The organism is Streptacidiphilus sp. EB103A (assembly GCF_041261405.1).
Taxonomy (GTDB): Bacteria; Actinomycetota; Actinomycetes; order Streptomycetales; family Streptomycetaceae; genus Streptacidiphilus.
The window spans coordinates 30,448-47,372 of sequence record NZ_JBGCAQ010000006.1 but is presented as its reverse complement, the minus strand read 5'-3'; the positions used below and the strand labels follow the sequence as shown (position 1 = coordinate 47,372).

The window sequence follows — 16,925 nt, the reverse complement described above, 5'->3', positions numbered from 1 at the left end:
GTCAGCCTCCGCCGCTACAGCTTCATGAGGTTGGTGTCGTCGACCGAGGCCGAGTGACGGGTGCGGAAGACACTCACGATGATCGCGAGACCGACGACGACCTCGGCCGCGGCGACCACCATGGTGAAGAAGGCGATGATCTGCCCGTCCAGGTTGCCGTGCAGCCGGGAGAAGGTGACCAGGGCCAGGTTGGAGGCGTTCAGCATCAGCTCGACGCACATGAAGAGCACGATCGCGTTGCGCCGGACCAGGACGCCGGTGGCGCCGATGGTGAACAGCAGCGCCGCCAGGTAGAGGTAGTTGACGGGGTTCATTCCTGCGACTCCTCTGCGGTCGGTGCCGGTGCCGACGGAGCAGCCGGCGCCTTCGCCAGCTCGGTGCCGTGCCGGGGCTTGGGGGTCCGGCGGCTGAGCCACCCTGCGGTGCTCGCCTCCAGCTCGCCCATCCGGTCCAGCAGGTCGCCGCTGACGTCGCGCATCTGGCCGCGGGCCCGCAGCGTCGGGTTGACGGTGAGCTCGGACGGCGTGCCGTCCGGCAGCAGGCCCGGGACGTCCACCGCGTTGTGGCGGGCGTAGACGCCGGGGGCCGGCAGCGGGGTGACCTGGGTGCCCAGCCGGACCCGGCGCTCGGCCAGGTCGCGCTGCGACTGCTTCTCCTCGGTGTGCTCACGGTGCGTCAGCACCATGGCGCCGATGGCGGCGGTGATCAGCAGCGCGCCGGTGACCTCGAAGGCCCAGACGTACTTGGTGAAGATCAGCGCGGCCAGGCCCTGGACGTTGCCGCCGGCCTTGGCGTTGGCGGCGCCGACCCCGGTAAAGGTCCGCAGCCTGGCGTTGGCGATACCGGCGATCAGCAGCACGCCGAAGCCGAGCCCGGCGACGACGGCCGCGATCCGCTGGCCCTTCAACGCGTCCTTCACGGCGCTTCGGTTAAAGATCTCGTCCTCGGCGGAGACCCCGACCAGCATCACCACAAAGAGGAACAGCATCATGATCGCGCCGGTGTAGACGACGATCTGGACGACGCCCAGGAAGACCGCGCCCTCGGCCATGTAGCAGACGGCCAGCGAGATCATCGTCGCGGCGAGGCAGAGCGCCGAGTGCACCGCCTTGCGGCAGAGCACCATGCCCAGCGCCCCGGCGACCGCGATCACCGCGAGGACCCAGAACTGGACGGCCTCCCCGGTGGACGCGGCCCCGGTGAGGGGGGTGGCGAGGTCGATCACGCCGACGCACCTTCCTCCGTGGGCTGCTCGCCCTTGCTGACGGCGACCTGACGGACCGTCCCGGGAGCGGCCTCGGTGACCAGCCCGCGGTAGTAGTCGCCCTCGTCGGTGCCCGGGAAGATCGAGTGCGGTGAGTCGACCATGCCCTCGGTGAGGCCGACCAGCAGCTGCTCCTTGGTGAAGATCAGCGACTCGCGGCTGCTGTCCGCCAGCTCGTACTCGTTGGTCATCGTCAGCGCCCGGGTCGGGCAGGCCTCGATGCACAGTCCGCAGAGGATGCAGCGGGCGTAGTTGATCTGGTAGACGCGTCCGTAGCGCTCACCCGGGGAGTAGCGCTCCTCCTCGGTGTTGTCCGCGCCCTCGACGTAGATCGCGTCCGCCGGGCAGGCCCAGGCGCACAGCTCGCAGCCGATGCACTTCTCCAGCCCGTCCGGATGCCGGTTGAGCTGGTGGCGGCCGTGGAAGCGCGGTGCGGTGGGCTTCTTGTACTCCGGGTACTGCTCGGTGAGCCGCTTCTTGAACATGGCCGAGAAGGTCACGCCGAAGCCGGCTGCGGGGCCCAAGATGTTGTCAGGCATCCTCGTCCGCTCCCTTCAGTGCTGCAACGGACTGTGCTGCTACGGATTCGGGCGTCCGCGACCTGCGGCGCGGTACGGGGGGAAGCTGCTGCCCGGGCAGCGGCGGAACCGGGAAGCCGCCGGCCATCGGGTCGAACGCGGGCTGTTCTCCTGCTGCCGCCGCCGCAGGCTCCTCCCGCTTGCGGACCATGTCCCAGACGATGGAGAGCAGCAGCAGGACCACCACGGCCCCGCCCACGTACAGCACGTCGGTGCCGAAGCTGTAGCCCTTGTTCCGCAGCGCCCGGAAGGTGGCGACCATGACCAGCCACACCAGCGACACCGGGATGAGGACCTTCCACCCCAGCTTCATGAACTGGTCGTAGCGCAGCCGGGGCAGGGTGCCGCGGAGCCAGATGAAGAAGAACAGCAGCAGCTGGATCTTGATGATCATCCACAGCAGCGGCCACCAGCCGTGGTTGGCTCCGGCCCAGAAGCTGCTGATCGGCCAGGGGGCCCGCCAGCCGCCCAGGAACAGGACGGAGGCGACAGCGGAGACGGTGACCATGTTGATGTACTCGGCCAGCATGAACATCGCGAACTTCAGCGAGGAGTACTCGGTGTTGAAGCCGCCCACCAGCTCGCCCTCGGCCTCGGGGAGGTCGAAGGGGGCCCGGTTGGTCTCGCCGACCATCGAGATGACGTAGATGACGAAGCTCACCGGCAGCAGGCAGACGAACCAGGTGTGGGTCTGCGCGTCGACGATGGCCGAGGTGGACATCGAGCCCGAGTAGATGAACACCGCCGCGAAGGACAGGCCCATCGCGATCTCGTAGGACACCATCTGCGCCGCCGAGCGCACCCCGCCGAGCAGCGGGTAGGTCGAGCCCGAGGCCCAGCCGGCCAGCACGATGCCGTAGATCCCGACGGAGGCCGCGGCGAGGATGTAGAGCATCGCCACCGGGAGGTCGGTGAGCTGCATCGTGGTCCTGGTGCCGAAGATGCTGATCTCGTGGTCGGCCGGGCCGAACGGGATCACCGCGACGGCCAGGAAGGCCGGGATGGCGGAGATCACCGGGGCGAGGATGAACACCACCTTGTCGGAGGCGGTGACGACCAGGTCCTCCTTGAGGGCCAGCTTCACGCCGTCGGCGAGGCTCTGCAGCATGCCCCAGGGGCCGTGCCGGTTGGGGCCGATCCGCAGCTGCATCCAGGCGACGACCTTGCGCTCCCACACGATGGCGACGAGCACCGTGACGAGCAGGAAGGCGAAGCAGAAGACGGCCTTGACGACGACCAGCCACCAGGGGTCGACCCCGAAGACGGTGAGGTCCTCGGCGGCCAGCTGACTGGCTGCCATGTGGAGTGCGGGCGTGCTCATCGGTTCGCCTCCGTGACGGCAGGGGCCTGCGCGAGCCCGACCACCCGGCCGGGGGTCGCTCCGAGGGTGCGGAAGGAGCCACCGGGGGTGGAGTTGAGCGGGATCCAGACCACCCGGTCGGGCAGTTCGGGAGTGATCAGCAGCGGCAGAGTGAGGCTCCCGGCCGGTCCGGTGACGCTGAGCGGGGCGCCGTCGGCGATGCCGACCTCGGCCGCGGTGGCGGGCGAGAGCCGGGCGACGGCGGGGTGACGGGTTCCGGCGAGGGCGGTGTCGCCCTCCTGGAGCGCGCCGTTGTCCAGCAGCAGCCGCCAGCCGCCGAGCACGGCCTCGCCGGCGCTCGGACGGGGCAGCGGACGGGCGAGCTCGGCCGGGGCGTCGACCCGGTCGCCGTGCCAGGCGCCGAGCCCGTCGAGCTCGCGGCGGGCAGCGGTGATGTCCGGCAGCCGCAGGCTGTCACCCATCGCGTCGGCGATCATGTGCAGCACCCGCAGGTCCGAGGTCAGATGACGGGTCATCATCTGATCGGCCTTCAGAGCCGGCTCGAAGAACCTGATCCGACCCTCCCAGTCCATGAACGCCCCGGCCTTCTCGGCGACCGCCGCGACCGGGAACACCACATCGGCGTGCTCGGTGACGGCGGAGGGCCGCAGCTCCAGACTGACCACGAAGCCGGCCCTGGACAGGGCCTCCTCGGCGGCGGCCGGATCGGGCAGGTCGGTAGTCTCGACCCCGCCGACGACCAGGGCGTCCAGGTCGCCGTCGGCGGCTGCGGTGAGGATGCCGGCGGTGTCGCGGCCGAAGCGCTCGGGCAGTCCGTCCAGGGCCCAGGCCGCGGCGATCTGCCGGCGGGCGTCGGGGTCGGTGGCGGGACGTCCGCCGGGCAGCAGGCCGGGCAGCGCGCCCGCCTCGACCGCACCCCGCTCGCCCGCGCGGCGCGGGATCCAGGCCAGTCGCGCGCCCGAGGCCCGGGCCAGCCGGACGGCCGCGCTCAGCGCGCCCGGCGTCCCCGCCAGCCGCTCGCCGACCAGCAGCACCGCGCCGGGCTGCTGCAGCAGTTCGGCGGCGCGGCCCGCGTCCCCGTCCAGCGGGTCCCCCTCGGCCAGCGCCTCCAGCCACTCGGCCTCGGTGCCGGGCGCGGCCGGGAGCAGCGCCCCGCCCAGCTTGGTGAGCCCGCGGGTGGCATGGGCGGCAACGCTGAAGACCTTGAGTCCCTTGGTCCTGGCGGCCTTGCGCAGCCGCAGGAAGACGATCGGCGACTCCTCCTCCGGTTCGAAGCCGACCAGCAGCGCCGCCGGAGCGGCCTCCAGCTGCTGGTAGGTCACCCCGCCGCCGTCCACGTCGATGCCGCGGCCGGCCACCACGGCGGCCAGGAAGTCGGCCTCCTCCGCAGTGTGGATCCGCGACCGGAAGTCGACGTCGTTGGTTCCCAGCACCGCCCGCGCGAACTTGGCGTAGGCGTAGGCGTCCTCGATCGTGGACCTGCCGCCGACCAGCACCCCGGTACGGCCCCGCACCAGCCCGGCCGCCGCCGCCCGCAGTGCCTCCGGCCAACTGGCCGGCTCCAGCTCGCCGCCCGCGCCCCGCACCAGCGGGGTGGTCAGCCGCTCCCGCGACTGCCCGTAGCGGAAGCCGAAGCGGCCCTTGTCGCAGGACCACTCCTCGTTCACCGCCGGGTCGTCCCCGGCCAGTCGGCGCATCACCTTGCCGCGCCGGTGGTCGGTGCGGATCGCGCAGCCGGACGAGCAGTGCTCGCACACGCTCGGCGAGGACACCAGGTCGAAGGGGCGCGAGCGGAACCGGTAGGCGGCCGAGGTCAGCGCGCCCACCGGGCAGATCTGGATGGTGTTGCCGGAGAAGTAGGAGCGGAAGTCGTCGCCCTCCCCGATGCCCACCTGCTCCAGCGCCCCGCGCTCCAGCAGGTCAATGAAGGGGTCGCCGGCGATCTGCTCGCTGAACCGGGTGCAGCGGGCGCACAGCACGCAGCGCTCGCGGTCCAGCAGCACCTGGGTGCTGATCGGGATCGGCTTCTCATAGGTGCGCTTGACGCCCTCGAAGCGGCTGTCGGACTGGCCGTGCGACAGTGCCTGGTTCTGCAGCGGGCACTCACCGCCCTTGTCGCAGACCGGGCAGTCCAGCGGGTGGTTGATCAGCAGCAGCTCCATCACGCCGTGCTGCGCCTTCTCGGCGACCGGCGAGGTGACCTGGGTGCTGACGACCATGCCGTCGGTCACCGTCATGGTGCAGGAGGCGACCGGCTTGCGCTGGCCCTCGACCTCGACGATGCACTGGCGGCAGGCCCCGACCGGGTCCAGCAGCGGGTGGTCGCAGAAGCGCGGGACCTGCACACCGATCATCTCGGCGGCGCGGATGATGAGGGTGCCCTTGGGCACGTGCACCTGGATGCCGTCGATGGTGACGGCCAGAAGCTCCTCGGGTGGTGGAGCCGCCGGAGTCCCAGGGGTGTTGGCCACGGTCGTCATGCGAGCACCCCCTTCTCCTGGGCGGACTGATGGGTGGGTACGTAGCCGCGCCGGCCGCGGGCGTCGTCGGCCCAGACCGTGGAGGCGGCCGGGTCGAACGGGCAGCGGCCCTCGCGGAGGTGCTGCTCGTACTCCTCGCGGAAGTACTGCAGCGAGGAGAAGATCGGACTGGCGGCACCGTCGCCGAGGGCGCAGAAGGACTTGCCGTTGATGTTGTCGGCGATGTCGTTCAGCTTCTCCAGATCGCCCTCGACGCCCTTGCCGGCCTCGATCCGCCGCAGCAGCTGGACCAGCCAGTACGTCCCCTCGCGGCAGGGGGTGCACTTGCCGCAGGACTCATGGGCGTAGAACTCGGTCCAGCGGGTGACCGCGCGGACCACGCAGGTGGTCTCGTCGAAGATCTGCAGCGCCTTGGTGCCGAGCATCGACCCGGCCGCGGCGACGCCCTCGTAGTCGAGGGGGACGTCGAGGTGCTCCTCGGTGAACATCGGGGTGGAGGAGCCGCCCGGGGTCCAGAACTTCAGCCGGTGCCCCTCCCTCACTCCCCCGGTGATGTCCAGGAGCTGACGGAGTGTGATCCCGAGCGGGGCTTCGTACTGCCCCGGGTTGGTGACATGGCCGGAGAGCGAGTAGAGCGTGAAGCCGGGCGACTTCTCGCTGCCCATCGAGCGGAACCACTCCTTGCCCCGGTGCAGGATGCTGGGCACCGAGGCGATCGACTCGACGTTGTTGACCACGGTCGGGCAGGCGTAGAGCCCGGCGATGGCCGGGAACGGCGGCCGCAGCCGGGGCTGGCCGCGCCGGCCCTCCAGCGAGTCCAGCAGCGCCGTCTCCTCGCCGCAGATGTAGGCGCCGGCCCCGGCGTGCACGGTGATGTCGAGGTCGAAGCCGGAGCCCAGCACGTCCTTGCCGAGGTACCCGGCCGCGTACGCCTCGGCGACGGCGGCGTGCAGCCGCCGCAGCACCGGCACGGTCTCGCCGCGCAGGTAGATGAAGGCGTGGCTGCAGCGGATCGCATAGCTCGCGATGATCATGCCTTCGATCAGCGCGTGCGGGTTGGCGAACAGCAGCGGGATGTCCTTGCAGGTGCCCGGCTCGGACTCGTCCGCGTTGACCACCAGGTAGTGCGGCTTGCCGTCGCCCTGCGGGATGAACTGCCACTTCATCCCGGTCGGGAACCCGGCGCCGCCCCTCCCCCGCAGCCCGGCGTCCTTGACCAGCGCGATCACGGCGTCGGGGTCCATCCGCAGGGCCTCGTGCAGGCCCTTGTAGCCGTCGTGCCGTCGGTAGGTGTCCAGCGTCCAGGGGCGGTCGTCGTCCCAGCTGTCGGACAGGACCGGGGAGAGCAGCTTCTCCGGGTGCTCGGCGGTCACTCTGCAGGCCCTTCCTCGTCGCGGGGTTCGGCGTCCGCGGGGGCGGCGTCGGCAGCGGTGTCGGCAGCGGTGTCGTGCGGAGGGTCCTCGTGCCTCGGAGCGACCACCCGGGTGGCGGCGGCGGTGCCCGGCAGGGTCTCGCCGCGGGCCAGCCGGAGGCCGGCCATGGTCGGGGCGCCGCCGGCGCCGGACTCGTCCACCGCGCCCTCGCGGGCGTCGGGGAAGCCGGCCAGGACGCGGGAGGTCTCCTTGAAGCTGCACAACCGCGCGCCGCGGGTCGGCCGCACCTCGGCGCCGTTGCCCGACCGCAGCTGGTCGACCAGCTCCTTGGCGCTCTCCGGCGTCTGGTTGTCGAAGAACTCCCAGTTGACCATCACCACCGGCGCGTAGTCGCAGGCGGCGTTGCACTCGATGTGCTCCAACGAGACCGTGCCGTCCCCGGTCGTCTCGTTGTTGCCGATGCCCAGGTGCTGCTGCAGCTCGGCGAAGATCTCGTCGCCGCCGAGGACCGCGCACAGCGTGTTGGTACAGACGCCCACGTGGTACTCGCCGGCCGGGCGCCGCCGGTACATGGTGTAGAAGGTCGCCACTGCGGTGACCTCGGCCGTGGTCAGCCCCAACTGCTCGGCGCAGTACCGGATCCCGGTACGGCTGACGAATCCCTCGGCGGACTGCACCAGGTGCAGCAGCGGCAGCAGCGCCGAGCGGCTGTCCGGGTAGCGGGAGATCAGCTCGGCCGCGTCCGGGTCCAGCTTCGCCCGTACCTCGGCCGGAAAGACCGGAGCCGGCAACTCGGGCAGCCCGAGCAGCGTCGGCCCTGACAGCCCTGGCCCGGACCCCGCCTCGTTCTCAGTGGTGGTCACCGGTCCACGCCTCCCATCACGGGGTCGATCCCGGCCACGGCGACGATGACGTCCGCGACCTGCCCGCCCTCACACATCGCCGCCATCGACTGCAGGTTCGTGCTCCAACATCCCGGGGAGCGACCCCCCGCACCCCCACGCAGCGGTACCGTCAGCTGACTGCTCACCGGTCCACGCCTCCCATCACGGGGTCGATCCCGGCCACGGCGACGATGACGTCCGCGACCTGCCCGCCCTCGCACATCGCTGCCATCGACTGCAGGTTCGTGCTCCAACATCCCGGGGAGCGACCCCCCGCACCCCCACGCAGCGGCACCGTCAGCTGACTGCTCACCGGTCCACGCCTCCCATCACGGGGTCGATCCCGGCCACAGCGACGATGACGTCCGCGACCTGCCCGCCCTCACACATCGCCGCCATCGACTGCAGGTTGGTGAAGCTGGGATCGCGGAAGTGCACCCGGTACGGGCGCGTCCCGCCGTCGCTGACGACATGCACGCCCAGCTCGCCCTTGGGCGACTCCACCGCCACGTACGCCTGTCCGGCCGGGACGTGGAAGCCCTCGGTGACCAGCTTGAAGTGGTGGATCAGGGCTTCCATCGACTCGCCCATGATGGTGCGGATGTGGTCGAGCGAGTTGCCCATGCCGTCCGGACCCAGCGACAGCTGAGCCGGCCAGGCGATCTTCTTGTCCGCGACCATCACCCGGCCCGGTCCGCCGCGCAGCCGGTCCAGGCACTGCTCGACGATCCGCAGCGACTGCTCCATCTCCGCGAGCCGGATCAGGAACCGGCCGTAGGAGTCGCAGGTGTCGGCGGTCGGGACGTCGAACTCGTACTGCTCGTAGCCGCAGTAGGGCTGGGACTTGCGCAGGTCGTGCGGCAGCCCGGTGGAGCGCAGGATGGGACCGGTGGCCCCCAGCGCCATGCAGCCGGCCAGGTCCAGATAGCCGACGTCCACCAGCCGGGCCTTGAACACCGGGTTGTTGGTGGCCAGCTTGTCGTACTCGTGCATCCGGCCGCGCAGGGTCTTGATGCCCTCACGGATCTGGTCCAGCGCGCCGGGCGGCAGGTCCTGCGCCAGGCCGCCGGGGCGGACGTAGGCGTGGTTCATCCGCAGCCCGGTGACCAGCTCGAAGATGTCGAGGATGATCTCGCGGTCGCGGAACCCGTAGATCATCAGGGTGGTGGAGCCGATCTCCATCCCGCCGGTGGCCAGGCAGACCAGGTGTGAGGAGATCCGGTTGAGCTCCATCATCAGCACCCGGATGACGGTGGCCCGCTCCGGGATGTCGTCGGTGATCCCGAGCAGCCGCTCCACCGCCAGGCAGTAGGCGGTCTCGTTGAACAGCGGGGTCAGGTAGTCCATCCGGGTCACGAAGGTCGTGCCCTGGGTCCAGTTCCTGAACTCCATGTTCTTCTCGATGCCGGTGTGCAGATAACCGATCCCGCACCTGGCCTCGGTGACGGTCTCGCCGTCGATCTCCAGGATCAGCCGCAGCACCCCGTGGGTGGACGGGTGCTGCGGACCCATGTTGACGATGATCCGCTCGTCGTCGGCCTTGGCCGCCGCCGTGACGATCTCGTCCCAGTCCCCGCCGGTGACGGTGTAGACGCGCCCCTCGGTGGTCAGTCGCTCCGGAGCTGTCGCCTGGCGGTCCGGAGCCTGCGGCTCTTGCGTCTGGCTGTCCATCAGTTGTACGACCTCCGCTGGTCGGGAGCCGGGATCTGCGCGCCCTTGTACTCGACGGGAATGCCGCCGAGCGGATAGTCCTTGCGCTGCGGGTGACCCAGCCAGTCGTCCGGCATCATGATCCGGGTGAGCGCCGGATGGCCCTCGAAGACGATGCCGAAGAAGTCGTACGTCTCCCGCTCGTGCCAGTCGTTGGTGGGATAGACGGCGCAGGTGGAGGGGATCACCGGGTCGTCGTCCGGCGCCGAGGTCTCCACCCGGATCAGCCGGTTGTGGGTGATCGAGCGCAGGTGGTAGACCGCGTGCAGCTCGCGCCCCCGGTCACCGGGGTAGTGCACCCCGCTGACGCCGGTGCACAGCTCGAAGCGCAGGGCCGGGTCGTCCCGCAGGGTCTGCATCACCTGCGGCAGGAACTCCCGCTCGACATGGAAGGTGATCTCGCCCCGGTCCACGACCGTCTTGTCGATCACCGCGCCCACGTCCAGGCCCTGCTCCTCCAGCGCGCCCTCCAGCTCGTCGGCGCACTCGTCGAACCAGCCGTGCCCGTACGGACGGGGCGAAGCCCCAGGCAGCACGATCGGCCGGACCAGCCGGCCGTAGCCCGAGGTGTCCCCGCTGTTGCCGCCGACCCCGGCGTCCTCGCTGGGGTTCGACCCGCCGAACATCCCGTGCCGGACGCCGACGACCTCCAGCTCCGTCGCACCTGCGCGCGGCGTCGGCACGCCGCTCTCCGCGGCTTCCGCTTCCGCGGCAGTGCCCTCTTCGGTGCCGTCACTCACCGCAGCAGCCCCTTCATCTCGATCGTCGGGACCGCCTGCAGCGCCTGCTGCTCCGCCTCGTCGTCCGCCTTGGCGCGCTGAGCGCCGAGCTTCTCGTGGCGGATCTGCTCGTGCAGCTTGAGGATCGCGTCCATCAGCATCTCCGGCCGCGGCGGGCAGCCCGGCAGGTAGATGTCCACGGGGATGACGTGGTCGACGCCCTGGACGATCGCGTAGTTGTTGAACATCCCGCCCGAGGAGGCGCAGACCCCCATCGAGATCACCCACTTGGGGTTCGCCATCTGGTCGTAGACCTGGCGGACCACCGGCGCCATCTTCTGGCTGACCCGGCCCGCCACGATCATCAGATCGGCCTGGCGCGGCGACCCGCGGAAGACCTCCATGCCGAACCGCGCCAGGTCGTAGCGGCCGGCCCCGGTCGTCATCATCTCGATGGCGCAGCAGGCCAGGCCGAAGGTGGCCGGGAAGAGCGAACTCTTCCGCACCCATCCGGCGGCCTGCTCGACCGAGGTGAGCAGGAAGCCGCTGGGCAGCTTCTCCTCGATACCCATCTGGTGTCCTCTCAGCTCGTCCGGACCGGATGCGGATGCTTGCGGCGTCTTGAGGCAGGCCGTGCGATCAGTCCCACTCCAGGCCCCCGCGCCGCCAGACGTACGCATAGGCGACAAAGACCGTGGCGATGAACAGCACCATCTCCACCAGGCCGAAGATCCCCAACGAGTCGAAGGAGACCGCCCACGGGTAGAGGAAGACGATCTCGATGTCGAAGACGATGAAGAGCATCGCCGTCAGGTAGTACTTGATCGGGAACCGCCCACCGCCCACCGGCTGCGGCGTCGGCTCGATACCGCACTCGTAGGCGTCCAATTTGGCGCGGTTGTACCGCTTCGGACCGGTCAGCGCGGCCATCGCCACGGAGCCGATCGCGAAGGCAGCCGCGAGGGCGCCAAGTACCAGAATCGGCGCATATGCGTTCATACCGAACGACCTCCCAGGCGTCAGTCCGAGCCGACGTCCATGTCGGTGACTGCGGGTTCGTACAGCTCGGGAGCTTGATCAGCTCATGTGAGGCAGTTCACAAGCCCCCAAGACGGCTGCATCCTATGCCCGTTCATGTGTGATCTGCGACACGGGGGTAAGCACCTTCAATGTGATCTACGCCACCCAATGAACGATCATGAGGTTACGGGCGGGTAAAATCGGCCACTCACTGTGTGCATGCGTTCACAAAGCGCCAACTGATAGGGCATCACTGCAGGTTGGAGGCCATGCTGCGTATCATTGACAGTGCTTCCATCGCAACTTTTGCCACCCGCAGGCGCACGTGTTATTAGTCGCGACCCCGAGAGAGTGGCGAGGCGATCGACGCGTTGACAGAGGCTCGGCGAGCAGCACAGGGGGTGGGCCGGGGGAGGCCGAACGGCGACGCTGAGTGATGCGGCAACTGCGGGTGGCTTACATGGCGCCACCGTTGCCGCCCGCCCCCGTCCGTGGCTTGTTGCTGTAGCTCGCTCCGCTCGCGGCGACAAGGCCGGGGAGGGGTGCGGGCGGCCCGCCGTTGCCGGGCGGCGGGGCGCCGTCTCCCGACGCGGGGCCGGTAGGTGGCTTACATGGCGCCGCCGTTGCCGAGTGGCACGTCCGTGGCTTGTTGCTGTTGCTCGCTTCGCTCGCGGCGACAAGGGCGGGGAGGGGTGCGGGCGGCCCGCCGCTGCCGGGCAGCGGGGCGGCAGGTGGCGGGTCGTGCAGAAACGTTCCTGCCGGGGGGGCTGGCCGGTTTTTGGGTCACTCCCTATACGTTCGGGTCACTCATCAAACGCCTCCTGCCCGCTATGTCCGGATTGGGCGTCGAGGGAGTGACCCGAACGTATAGGCAGTGACCCGAAAAGCCCGGCCCGAGGGGGAACCAGGGTCACTTTTGGGACAGGGCGTCACTTGATCATGCCGCAATGCCCCATTTACCCCCGTCTTGGCGTACCAAAAGTGCCCCGGTGTCCCAAAAGTAACCCCGGTTCGACCGAAGCCCTGCCGCAGAACCGTTTCTGCACGCCCCACCGCCGACCCCAGCCCGGCAACGGCGCTCGGCCCCGACCTCGCTCCCCCGCTGCTGTTGGCCCGCGAGCGGAGCGAGCAACAGCAACAAGCCACGGACGGGGGCGGGCGGCAACGGTGGCGCCATGTAAGCCACCCACAGCGGCCGCGACCAGCGGAAACGCCCCGCCTCCCCCGACTGCCGAGCCGAGCCCCGCCCCTACGCCCTCGGCGCCACCTTCGCCAGCCCGTTGATGATCCGGTCCATCGCGTCGCCGCCCTGCGGGTCGGTGAGGTTGGCCAGCAGCTTCAGTACGAACTTCATCAGCACCGGGTGGGTCAGGCCGTGCTGGGCCGCCATCCGCATCACCAGGGGGTTGCCGATGGCCTTCACGAAGCCGCGGCCCAGCGAGTAGTAGCCGCCGTAGATGTCCTTGAGGATGGTCGGGTACGCCTCCAGCGCCCGCTCCCGGCCCAGGTCGGTCTGCCGGGCCAGGGCCTGGACGATGACGCCGGCCGCGATCTGGCCGGACTCCATCGCGTAGGCGATGCCCTCGCCGTTGAAGGGGTTGACCATCCCGCCCGCGTCGCCGACCAGCAGGAAGCCGCGGGTGTAGTGCGGCTGGCGGTTGAAGGCCATGGGCAGGGCCGCGCCGCGGATCGGCTCGGTCATGTTCTCGGGGGTGTAGCCCCACTCCTCGGGCATCCCCGCGCACCACACCTTGAGCAGCTCGCGGTAGTCGATGTCCTTGAAGGACTTGGTGGTGTTCAGCAGGCCCAGGCCCACATTGCTGGTGCCGTCGCCCATGCCGAAGATCCAGCCGTAGCCGGGGAGCAGTTTCTCCTGGCCGCCGCGCCGGTCCCACAGCTCCAGCCAGGACTCCAGGTAGTCGTCCTCGCTGCGCGGGGAGTTGAAGTAGGTGCGATAGGCGACGCCCATCGGGCGGTCCTCGCGCCGGTGCAGGCCCATGGCCAGGGAGAGCCGGGTGGAGTTGCCGTCGGCGGCGACCACCAGCGGGGCTTTGAAGACGACCTCGCGCTTGTCCTCGCCGAGCTTCGCCGTCACCCCCGTGATCCGCCCCGTCCGCGGGTCGACGACCGGGCCGGTGACGTTGCACAGCTGGTGCAGCTTGGCCCCGGCCTTCTCCGCCTGGTACGCCAGCAGTTCGTCGAAGTCGGCGCGCTTGCGGACCAGCCCGTAGTCGGGGAAGCTCGCCAGCTCGGGCCAGTCCAGTTCGAGGCGCACCCCGCCGCCGATGATCCGCAGGCCCTTGTTGCGCAGCCAGCCTGCCTCCTCGGAGATGTCGATCCCCATGTCCACCAACTGCTTGACTGCGCGCGGGGTCAGCCCGTCCCCGCAGACCTTCTCGCGCGGGAACTGCGCCTTCTCCAGCAGCAGGACCTCCAGGCCGGCCCGGGCCAGGTGATAGGCCGTGGTCGAGCCCGCGGGACCGGCTCCGACGACGATCACATCGGCCTCGGCCTCGACGGCTGCGCTCTGCGCGGTCTGCTGGGTCTGCTGGGTCGACTGCGACACCGGGGACTCCTGCCTGCTCTCGTCGGACGTCTTCGCTGGTTCGGACCCGCGTCGGGCCACTCCGCAGTCTATGTCTGATCACCTACGCTGATCCGGATCCACGACCACACAACCACATCACCAGGGGCGAGCAGGGGCAGGCCATGCACATCGGCGTCATCGGGCACACGGACCTCTCGGAGATCACCGAGATGCTGGTCCGCGGCGAGCTGTGGAAGCTGGTGACCGGCTATCAGACCTACGGCCTGGTCGGCGTCAGCCCGTTGGGCCCGGGATCGGAGAGCTGGTTCGCCGCCGCCGTCCTGGAGCACGGCGGCACCCTGGAGGTGCTCGGCACCCCGGCCGGCCCCGGCGACGCGCTGGCCCGGCAGGCCCGCGCGGTGCACCGGCTGGGCCCCGGAACGGACCCGACCGCCGTTCTGCTCGGCCTGGTCGACGAGCTGGTCGCCGTCTGGGACGGATCGCCGGGCGGGCCGCTCGCCGATGCCGTCGCCCGCGCCGAGGCGCAGGGCACCTACGTCCACCGCATCTGGCCGGACGGCTCCGAGCGCAGCGCCTGAACCGCTTCCCCTGACGGCCTGACGGCTACGTCCGGGTGCCCCGGTGCAGGGCCACGATGCCGCCGGTCAGGTTGCGCCAGGCCACCTTGGACCAGCCCGCCGCCTGGAGCCGGGCGGCGAGGGCCGGCTGGTCGGGCCAGGCGCGGATGGAGTCGGCGAGGTAGACGTAGGCGTCGGGGTTGCTGCTGACGGCGGTGGCCACCGTCGGCAGCGCGCGCATCAGGTACTCCGAGTAGACGGTGCGGAACGGCGCCCAGACCGGGTGGCTGAACTCACAGATGATGACCCGGCCGCCGGGCCGGGTGACGCGCAGCAGCTCGCGCAGGGCGGCGTCGGTGTCCTGGACGTTGCGCAGCCCGAAGGAGATGGTGACGGCGTCGAACACGCCGTCGGCGAAGGGCAGCCGGGTGGCGTCGCCCGCGGTGAGCGGCAGCTCGGGGTGGCGGCGCTTGCCCTCCCGCAGCATCCCGAGCGAGAAGTCGCAGGGCACGACGGTCGCGCCGGCCTCGGCGAAGGGCAGCGACGAGGTCGCCGTCCCGGCGGCGAGGTCGAGCACCCGCTCGCCCGGCCTGGCGTCCACGGCACGGGCGACGGCCTTGCGCCACAGCCGGGTCTGGCCCAGCGAGAGCACATCGTTGGTGATGTCGTACTTGGCCGCGACGTCGTCGAACATGGAGGCGACTTCGTGCGGCTGCTTGTCCAGAGAGGCTCGGGTCACGGACCCCATTGTTCACCCCCGGGCCGCATGCTCCGGCACCGCTCCGGCACCCTCAGGCACCGGTCAGGCCCGGCGGTGGACGAGTCGCCCGCCGAGGACCGTGGCCAGGCAGCTGCCGTCCGCGGCGCGGACCGCCAGGTCGGCCCGGCCGCCGACGGCCAGGGTGGGCGTGTGTCCGTCCGTGGCCAGACCGTTGCGGTGGGCGGCGGCGCGCAGCTCGGGGTCGGCGAAGGCGGCGGGCTGGGCTGCGGTCGCGCCGGAGCGCAGCAGGGCGTACACCCGCTCCCGTGCGCTGGGCGCGTCCGGCAGCGCGCCCTGGTGCAGCGCGCCGGGCGTGACCACCCCGTCCCAGCGCCGCACCCTGGCCTGCGGGTAGGCGGCCGCCAGCTCGTCCGCCGGACCGTGGGCGGCAATGCGCTCGCCGTCCACGGCCACGGCGATACCGTCCGACCCGGTATGAAGAGTCAGCAACGCCGGGTCAGTTGGCGTTCAGGAGCTTGAGCTCCGGGTGTGCCGTTCCGCCGACGATCGCGGTGGAGGCGATGTGCGAGTAGGCGTGGTCGTTGACCGGGTCGTTCGCCGGGTCGTCGTGGACCACGATGTGCTCGTAGGTGGTGGCGCGCTGCGCGGGGACGCGTCCGGCCGAGCGGATCAGGTTGATCAGCTCCATCCGGTTGGACCGGTGCTTGGCCCCGGCCGAGGAGACGACGTTCTCCTCCAGCATCACCGAGCCCAGGTCGTCCGCTCCGTAGTGCAGCGTCAGCTGGCCCATCTCCTTGCCGACGGTCAGCCAGGAGCCCTGGATGTGCGCGATGTTGTCGAGGAACAACCGGGCCACCGCGATCAGTCGCAGGTACTCGAACAGCGTCGCCTGAGTACGGCCCTTGAGGTGGTTGTTCTCGGGCTGGTAGGTGTACGGGATGAACGCGCGGAAGCCGCCGGTCCGGTCCTGCACGTCGCGGATCATGCGCAGGTGCTCGATCCGCTCGGCGTTGGTCTCGCCGGTGCCCATCAGCATGGTGGAGGTGGACTCGACGCCCAGATTGTGGGCGATCTCCATGATCTCCAGCCAGCGCTCGCCGGACTCCTTGAGCGGCGCGATGGCCTTGCGAGGGCGCTCGGGCAGCAGCTCCGCTCCGGCGCCCGCGAAGGAGTCGAGCCCGGCGGCGTGGATCCGGCGGATGGCCTCCTCCGCCGTGACCCCGGAGATCCGCGACATGTGCTCGACCTCTGAGGCGCCGAGGGAGTGGATCACCAGCTGCGGGAAGTCCTTCTTGATCGCGGAGAAGGCCCGCTCGTAGTACTCCACGCCGTAGTCGGGGTGGTGCCCGCCCTGGAACATGATCTGGGTGCCGCCGAGCTCGACGGTCTCCGCGCAGCGGCGCAGGATCTCCTCCAGATCCCGTGACCAGCCCTTCTCCACATCCTTGGGCGCGGCGTAGAAGGCGCAGAACTTGCAGGCCGTGACGCACACATTGGTGTAGTTGATGTTGCGTTCGATGATGTACGTGGCGATGTGCTCGGTGCCGGCGTAACGGCGGCGGCGTACTGCGTCGGCTGCTGCGCCGAGGGCGTGCAGGGGGGCGTGGCGGTAGATCTCCAGCGCCTCCTCCGGGGTGATGCGCCCCCCGGCCGCGGCGCGGTCGAGGACTGCCTGCAGATCCGTCTCCTGGGGCTGGGCGGTCTCGAGCACCTCGGCGTCCTCTCTTGTCACTACTGCGGTCCAACGTGT

Annotated in this window: 16 protein-coding genes and 2 pseudogenes; 1 reads left to right on the top strand and 17 read right to left on the bottom strand. The window is 70.3% G+C overall.

The window, feature by feature from the left end; translation table 11 throughout:
- Positions 1-14 precede the first annotated feature (14 nt).
- From nuoK to ABH941_RS11185, 14 genes and pseudogenes are all read right to left on the bottom strand, one after another.
- The gene (gene nuoK / locus ABH941_RS11250; RefSeq protein ID WP_030261239.1) at positions 15-314 is read right to left on the bottom strand and encodes an NADH-quinone oxidoreductase subunit NuoK; all 300 of its coding nucleotides are present in this window, start codon (positions 312-314) and stop codon (positions 15-17) included.
- Positions 311-1,225: an NADH-quinone oxidoreductase subunit J gene (locus ABH941_RS11245; RefSeq protein ID WP_370128753.1), complete on the bottom strand. Its 915-nt coding sequence runs from the start codon at positions 1,223-1,225 to the stop codon at positions 311-313. Before ABH941_RS11245 ends, nuoK begins: the two co-directional genes overlap by 4 nt.
- Complete coding sequence (nuoI, locus tag ABH941_RS11240) at positions 1,222-1,803, bottom strand: NADH-quinone oxidoreductase subunit NuoI (RefSeq protein ID WP_370128752.1); 582 nt, start codon at positions 1,801-1,803, stop codon at positions 1,222-1,224. Before nuoI ends, ABH941_RS11245 begins: the two co-directional genes overlap by 4 nt.
- Positions 1,796-3,142 (bottom strand): NADH-quinone oxidoreductase subunit NuoH, encoded by a 1,347-nt coding sequence (gene nuoH, locus ABH941_RS11235; protein ID WP_370129049.1) that lies wholly within the window; start codon positions 3,140-3,142, stop codon positions 1,796-1,798. The genes nuoI and nuoH overlap by 8 nt, the downstream gene beginning before the upstream one ends.
- Before the next feature lie 17 nt (positions 3,143-3,159).
- Positions 3,160-5,643, bottom strand: coding sequence for an NADH-quinone oxidoreductase subunit G (locus ABH941_RS11230; RefSeq protein ID WP_370128751.1), 2,484 nt, complete (start codon positions 5,641-5,643; stop codon positions 3,160-3,162).
- Positions 5,640-7,016 (bottom strand): NADH-quinone oxidoreductase subunit NuoF, encoded by a 1,377-nt coding sequence (nuoF, locus tag ABH941_RS11225; protein ID WP_370128750.1) that lies wholly within the window; start codon positions 7,014-7,016, stop codon positions 5,640-5,642. The genes ABH941_RS11230 and nuoF overlap by 4 nt, the downstream gene beginning before the upstream one ends.
- Entirely contained in the window at positions 7,013-7,879 is an 867-nt protein-coding gene (nuoE, locus tag ABH941_RS11220; RefSeq protein WP_370128749.1) for an NADH-quinone oxidoreductase subunit NuoE, read from the bottom strand. Before nuoE ends, nuoF begins: the two co-directional genes overlap by 4 nt.
- Positions 7,876-7,965 (bottom strand): annotated as a pseudogene (locus ABH941_RS11215) (hypothetical protein); the annotation flags it as partial. The pseudogene ABH941_RS11215 and the gene nuoE, both read right to left, overlap by 4 nt.
- A gap of 77 nt (positions 7,966-8,042) precedes the next feature.
- A pseudogene (locus ABH941_RS11210) lies at positions 8,043-8,147 on the bottom strand (hypothetical protein); the annotation flags it as partial.
- Between the two features lie 62 nt (positions 8,148-8,209).
- A complete protein-coding gene (locus tag ABH941_RS11205) occupies positions 8,210-9,571 on the bottom strand; it encodes an NADH-quinone oxidoreductase subunit D (protein ID WP_370128748.1) in 1,362 nt (453 codons plus the stop codon).
- On the bottom strand, positions 9,571-10,350 hold the full coding sequence (locus ABH941_RS11200; RefSeq protein ID WP_370128747.1) for an NADH-quinone oxidoreductase subunit C: 780 nt from the start codon (positions 10,348-10,350) through the stop codon (positions 9,571-9,573). Before ABH941_RS11200 ends, ABH941_RS11205 begins: the two co-directional genes overlap by 1 nt.
- Positions 10,347-10,901 carry an NADH-quinone oxidoreductase subunit B family protein gene (locus ABH941_RS11195; protein ID WP_030261219.1) on the bottom strand — a complete coding sequence of 185 codons (555 nt, stop codon included), beginning with the start codon at positions 10,899-10,901 and terminating at the stop codon, positions 10,347-10,349. The genes ABH941_RS11200 and ABH941_RS11195 overlap by 4 nt, the downstream gene beginning before the upstream one ends.
- A 67-nt stretch (positions 10,902-10,968) precedes the next feature.
- The gene (locus ABH941_RS11190) at positions 10,969-11,328 is read right to left on the bottom strand and encodes an NADH-quinone oxidoreductase subunit A (protein WP_030261217.1); all 360 of its coding nucleotides are present in this window, start codon (positions 11,326-11,328) and stop codon (positions 10,969-10,971) included.
- Between the two features lie 1,270 nt (positions 11,329-12,598).
- Positions 12,599-13,915 carry a geranylgeranyl reductase family protein gene (locus ABH941_RS11185; RefSeq protein WP_370128745.1) on the bottom strand — a complete coding sequence of 439 codons (1,317 nt, stop codon included), beginning with the start codon at positions 13,913-13,915 and terminating at the stop codon, positions 12,599-12,601.
- Between the two features lie 143 nt (positions 13,916-14,058).
- Here ABH941_RS11185 and ABH941_RS11180 point away from each other — a divergent pair, with 143 nt between their 5' ends.
- Positions 14,059-14,475: a hypothetical protein gene (locus ABH941_RS11180; protein ID WP_370128743.1), complete on the top strand. Its 417-nt coding sequence runs from the start codon at positions 14,059-14,061 to the stop codon at positions 14,473-14,475.
- Between the two features lie 25 nt (positions 14,476-14,500).
- Here ABH941_RS11180 and ABH941_RS11175 read toward each other — a convergent pair whose 3' ends face one another.
- From ABH941_RS11175 to mqnC, 3 genes are all read right to left on the bottom strand, one after another.
- Entirely contained in the window at positions 14,501-15,193 is a 693-nt protein-coding gene (locus tag ABH941_RS11175; protein ID WP_370128742.1) for a demethylmenaquinone methyltransferase, read from the bottom strand.
- A 63-nt stretch (positions 15,194-15,256) separates the two neighbouring features.
- The gene (locus tag ABH941_RS11170) at positions 15,257-15,664 is read right to left on the bottom strand and encodes a hypothetical protein (RefSeq protein WP_370128741.1); all 408 of its coding nucleotides are present in this window, start codon (positions 15,662-15,664) and stop codon (positions 15,257-15,259) included.
- A 7-nt stretch (positions 15,665-15,671) separates the two neighbouring features.
- Positions 15,672-16,886 (bottom strand): cyclic dehypoxanthinyl futalosine synthase, encoded by a 1,215-nt coding sequence (gene mqnC, locus ABH941_RS11165; RefSeq protein WP_370128740.1) that lies wholly within the window; start codon positions 16,884-16,886, stop codon positions 15,672-15,674.
- Positions 16,887-16,925: the final 39 nt, after the last annotated feature.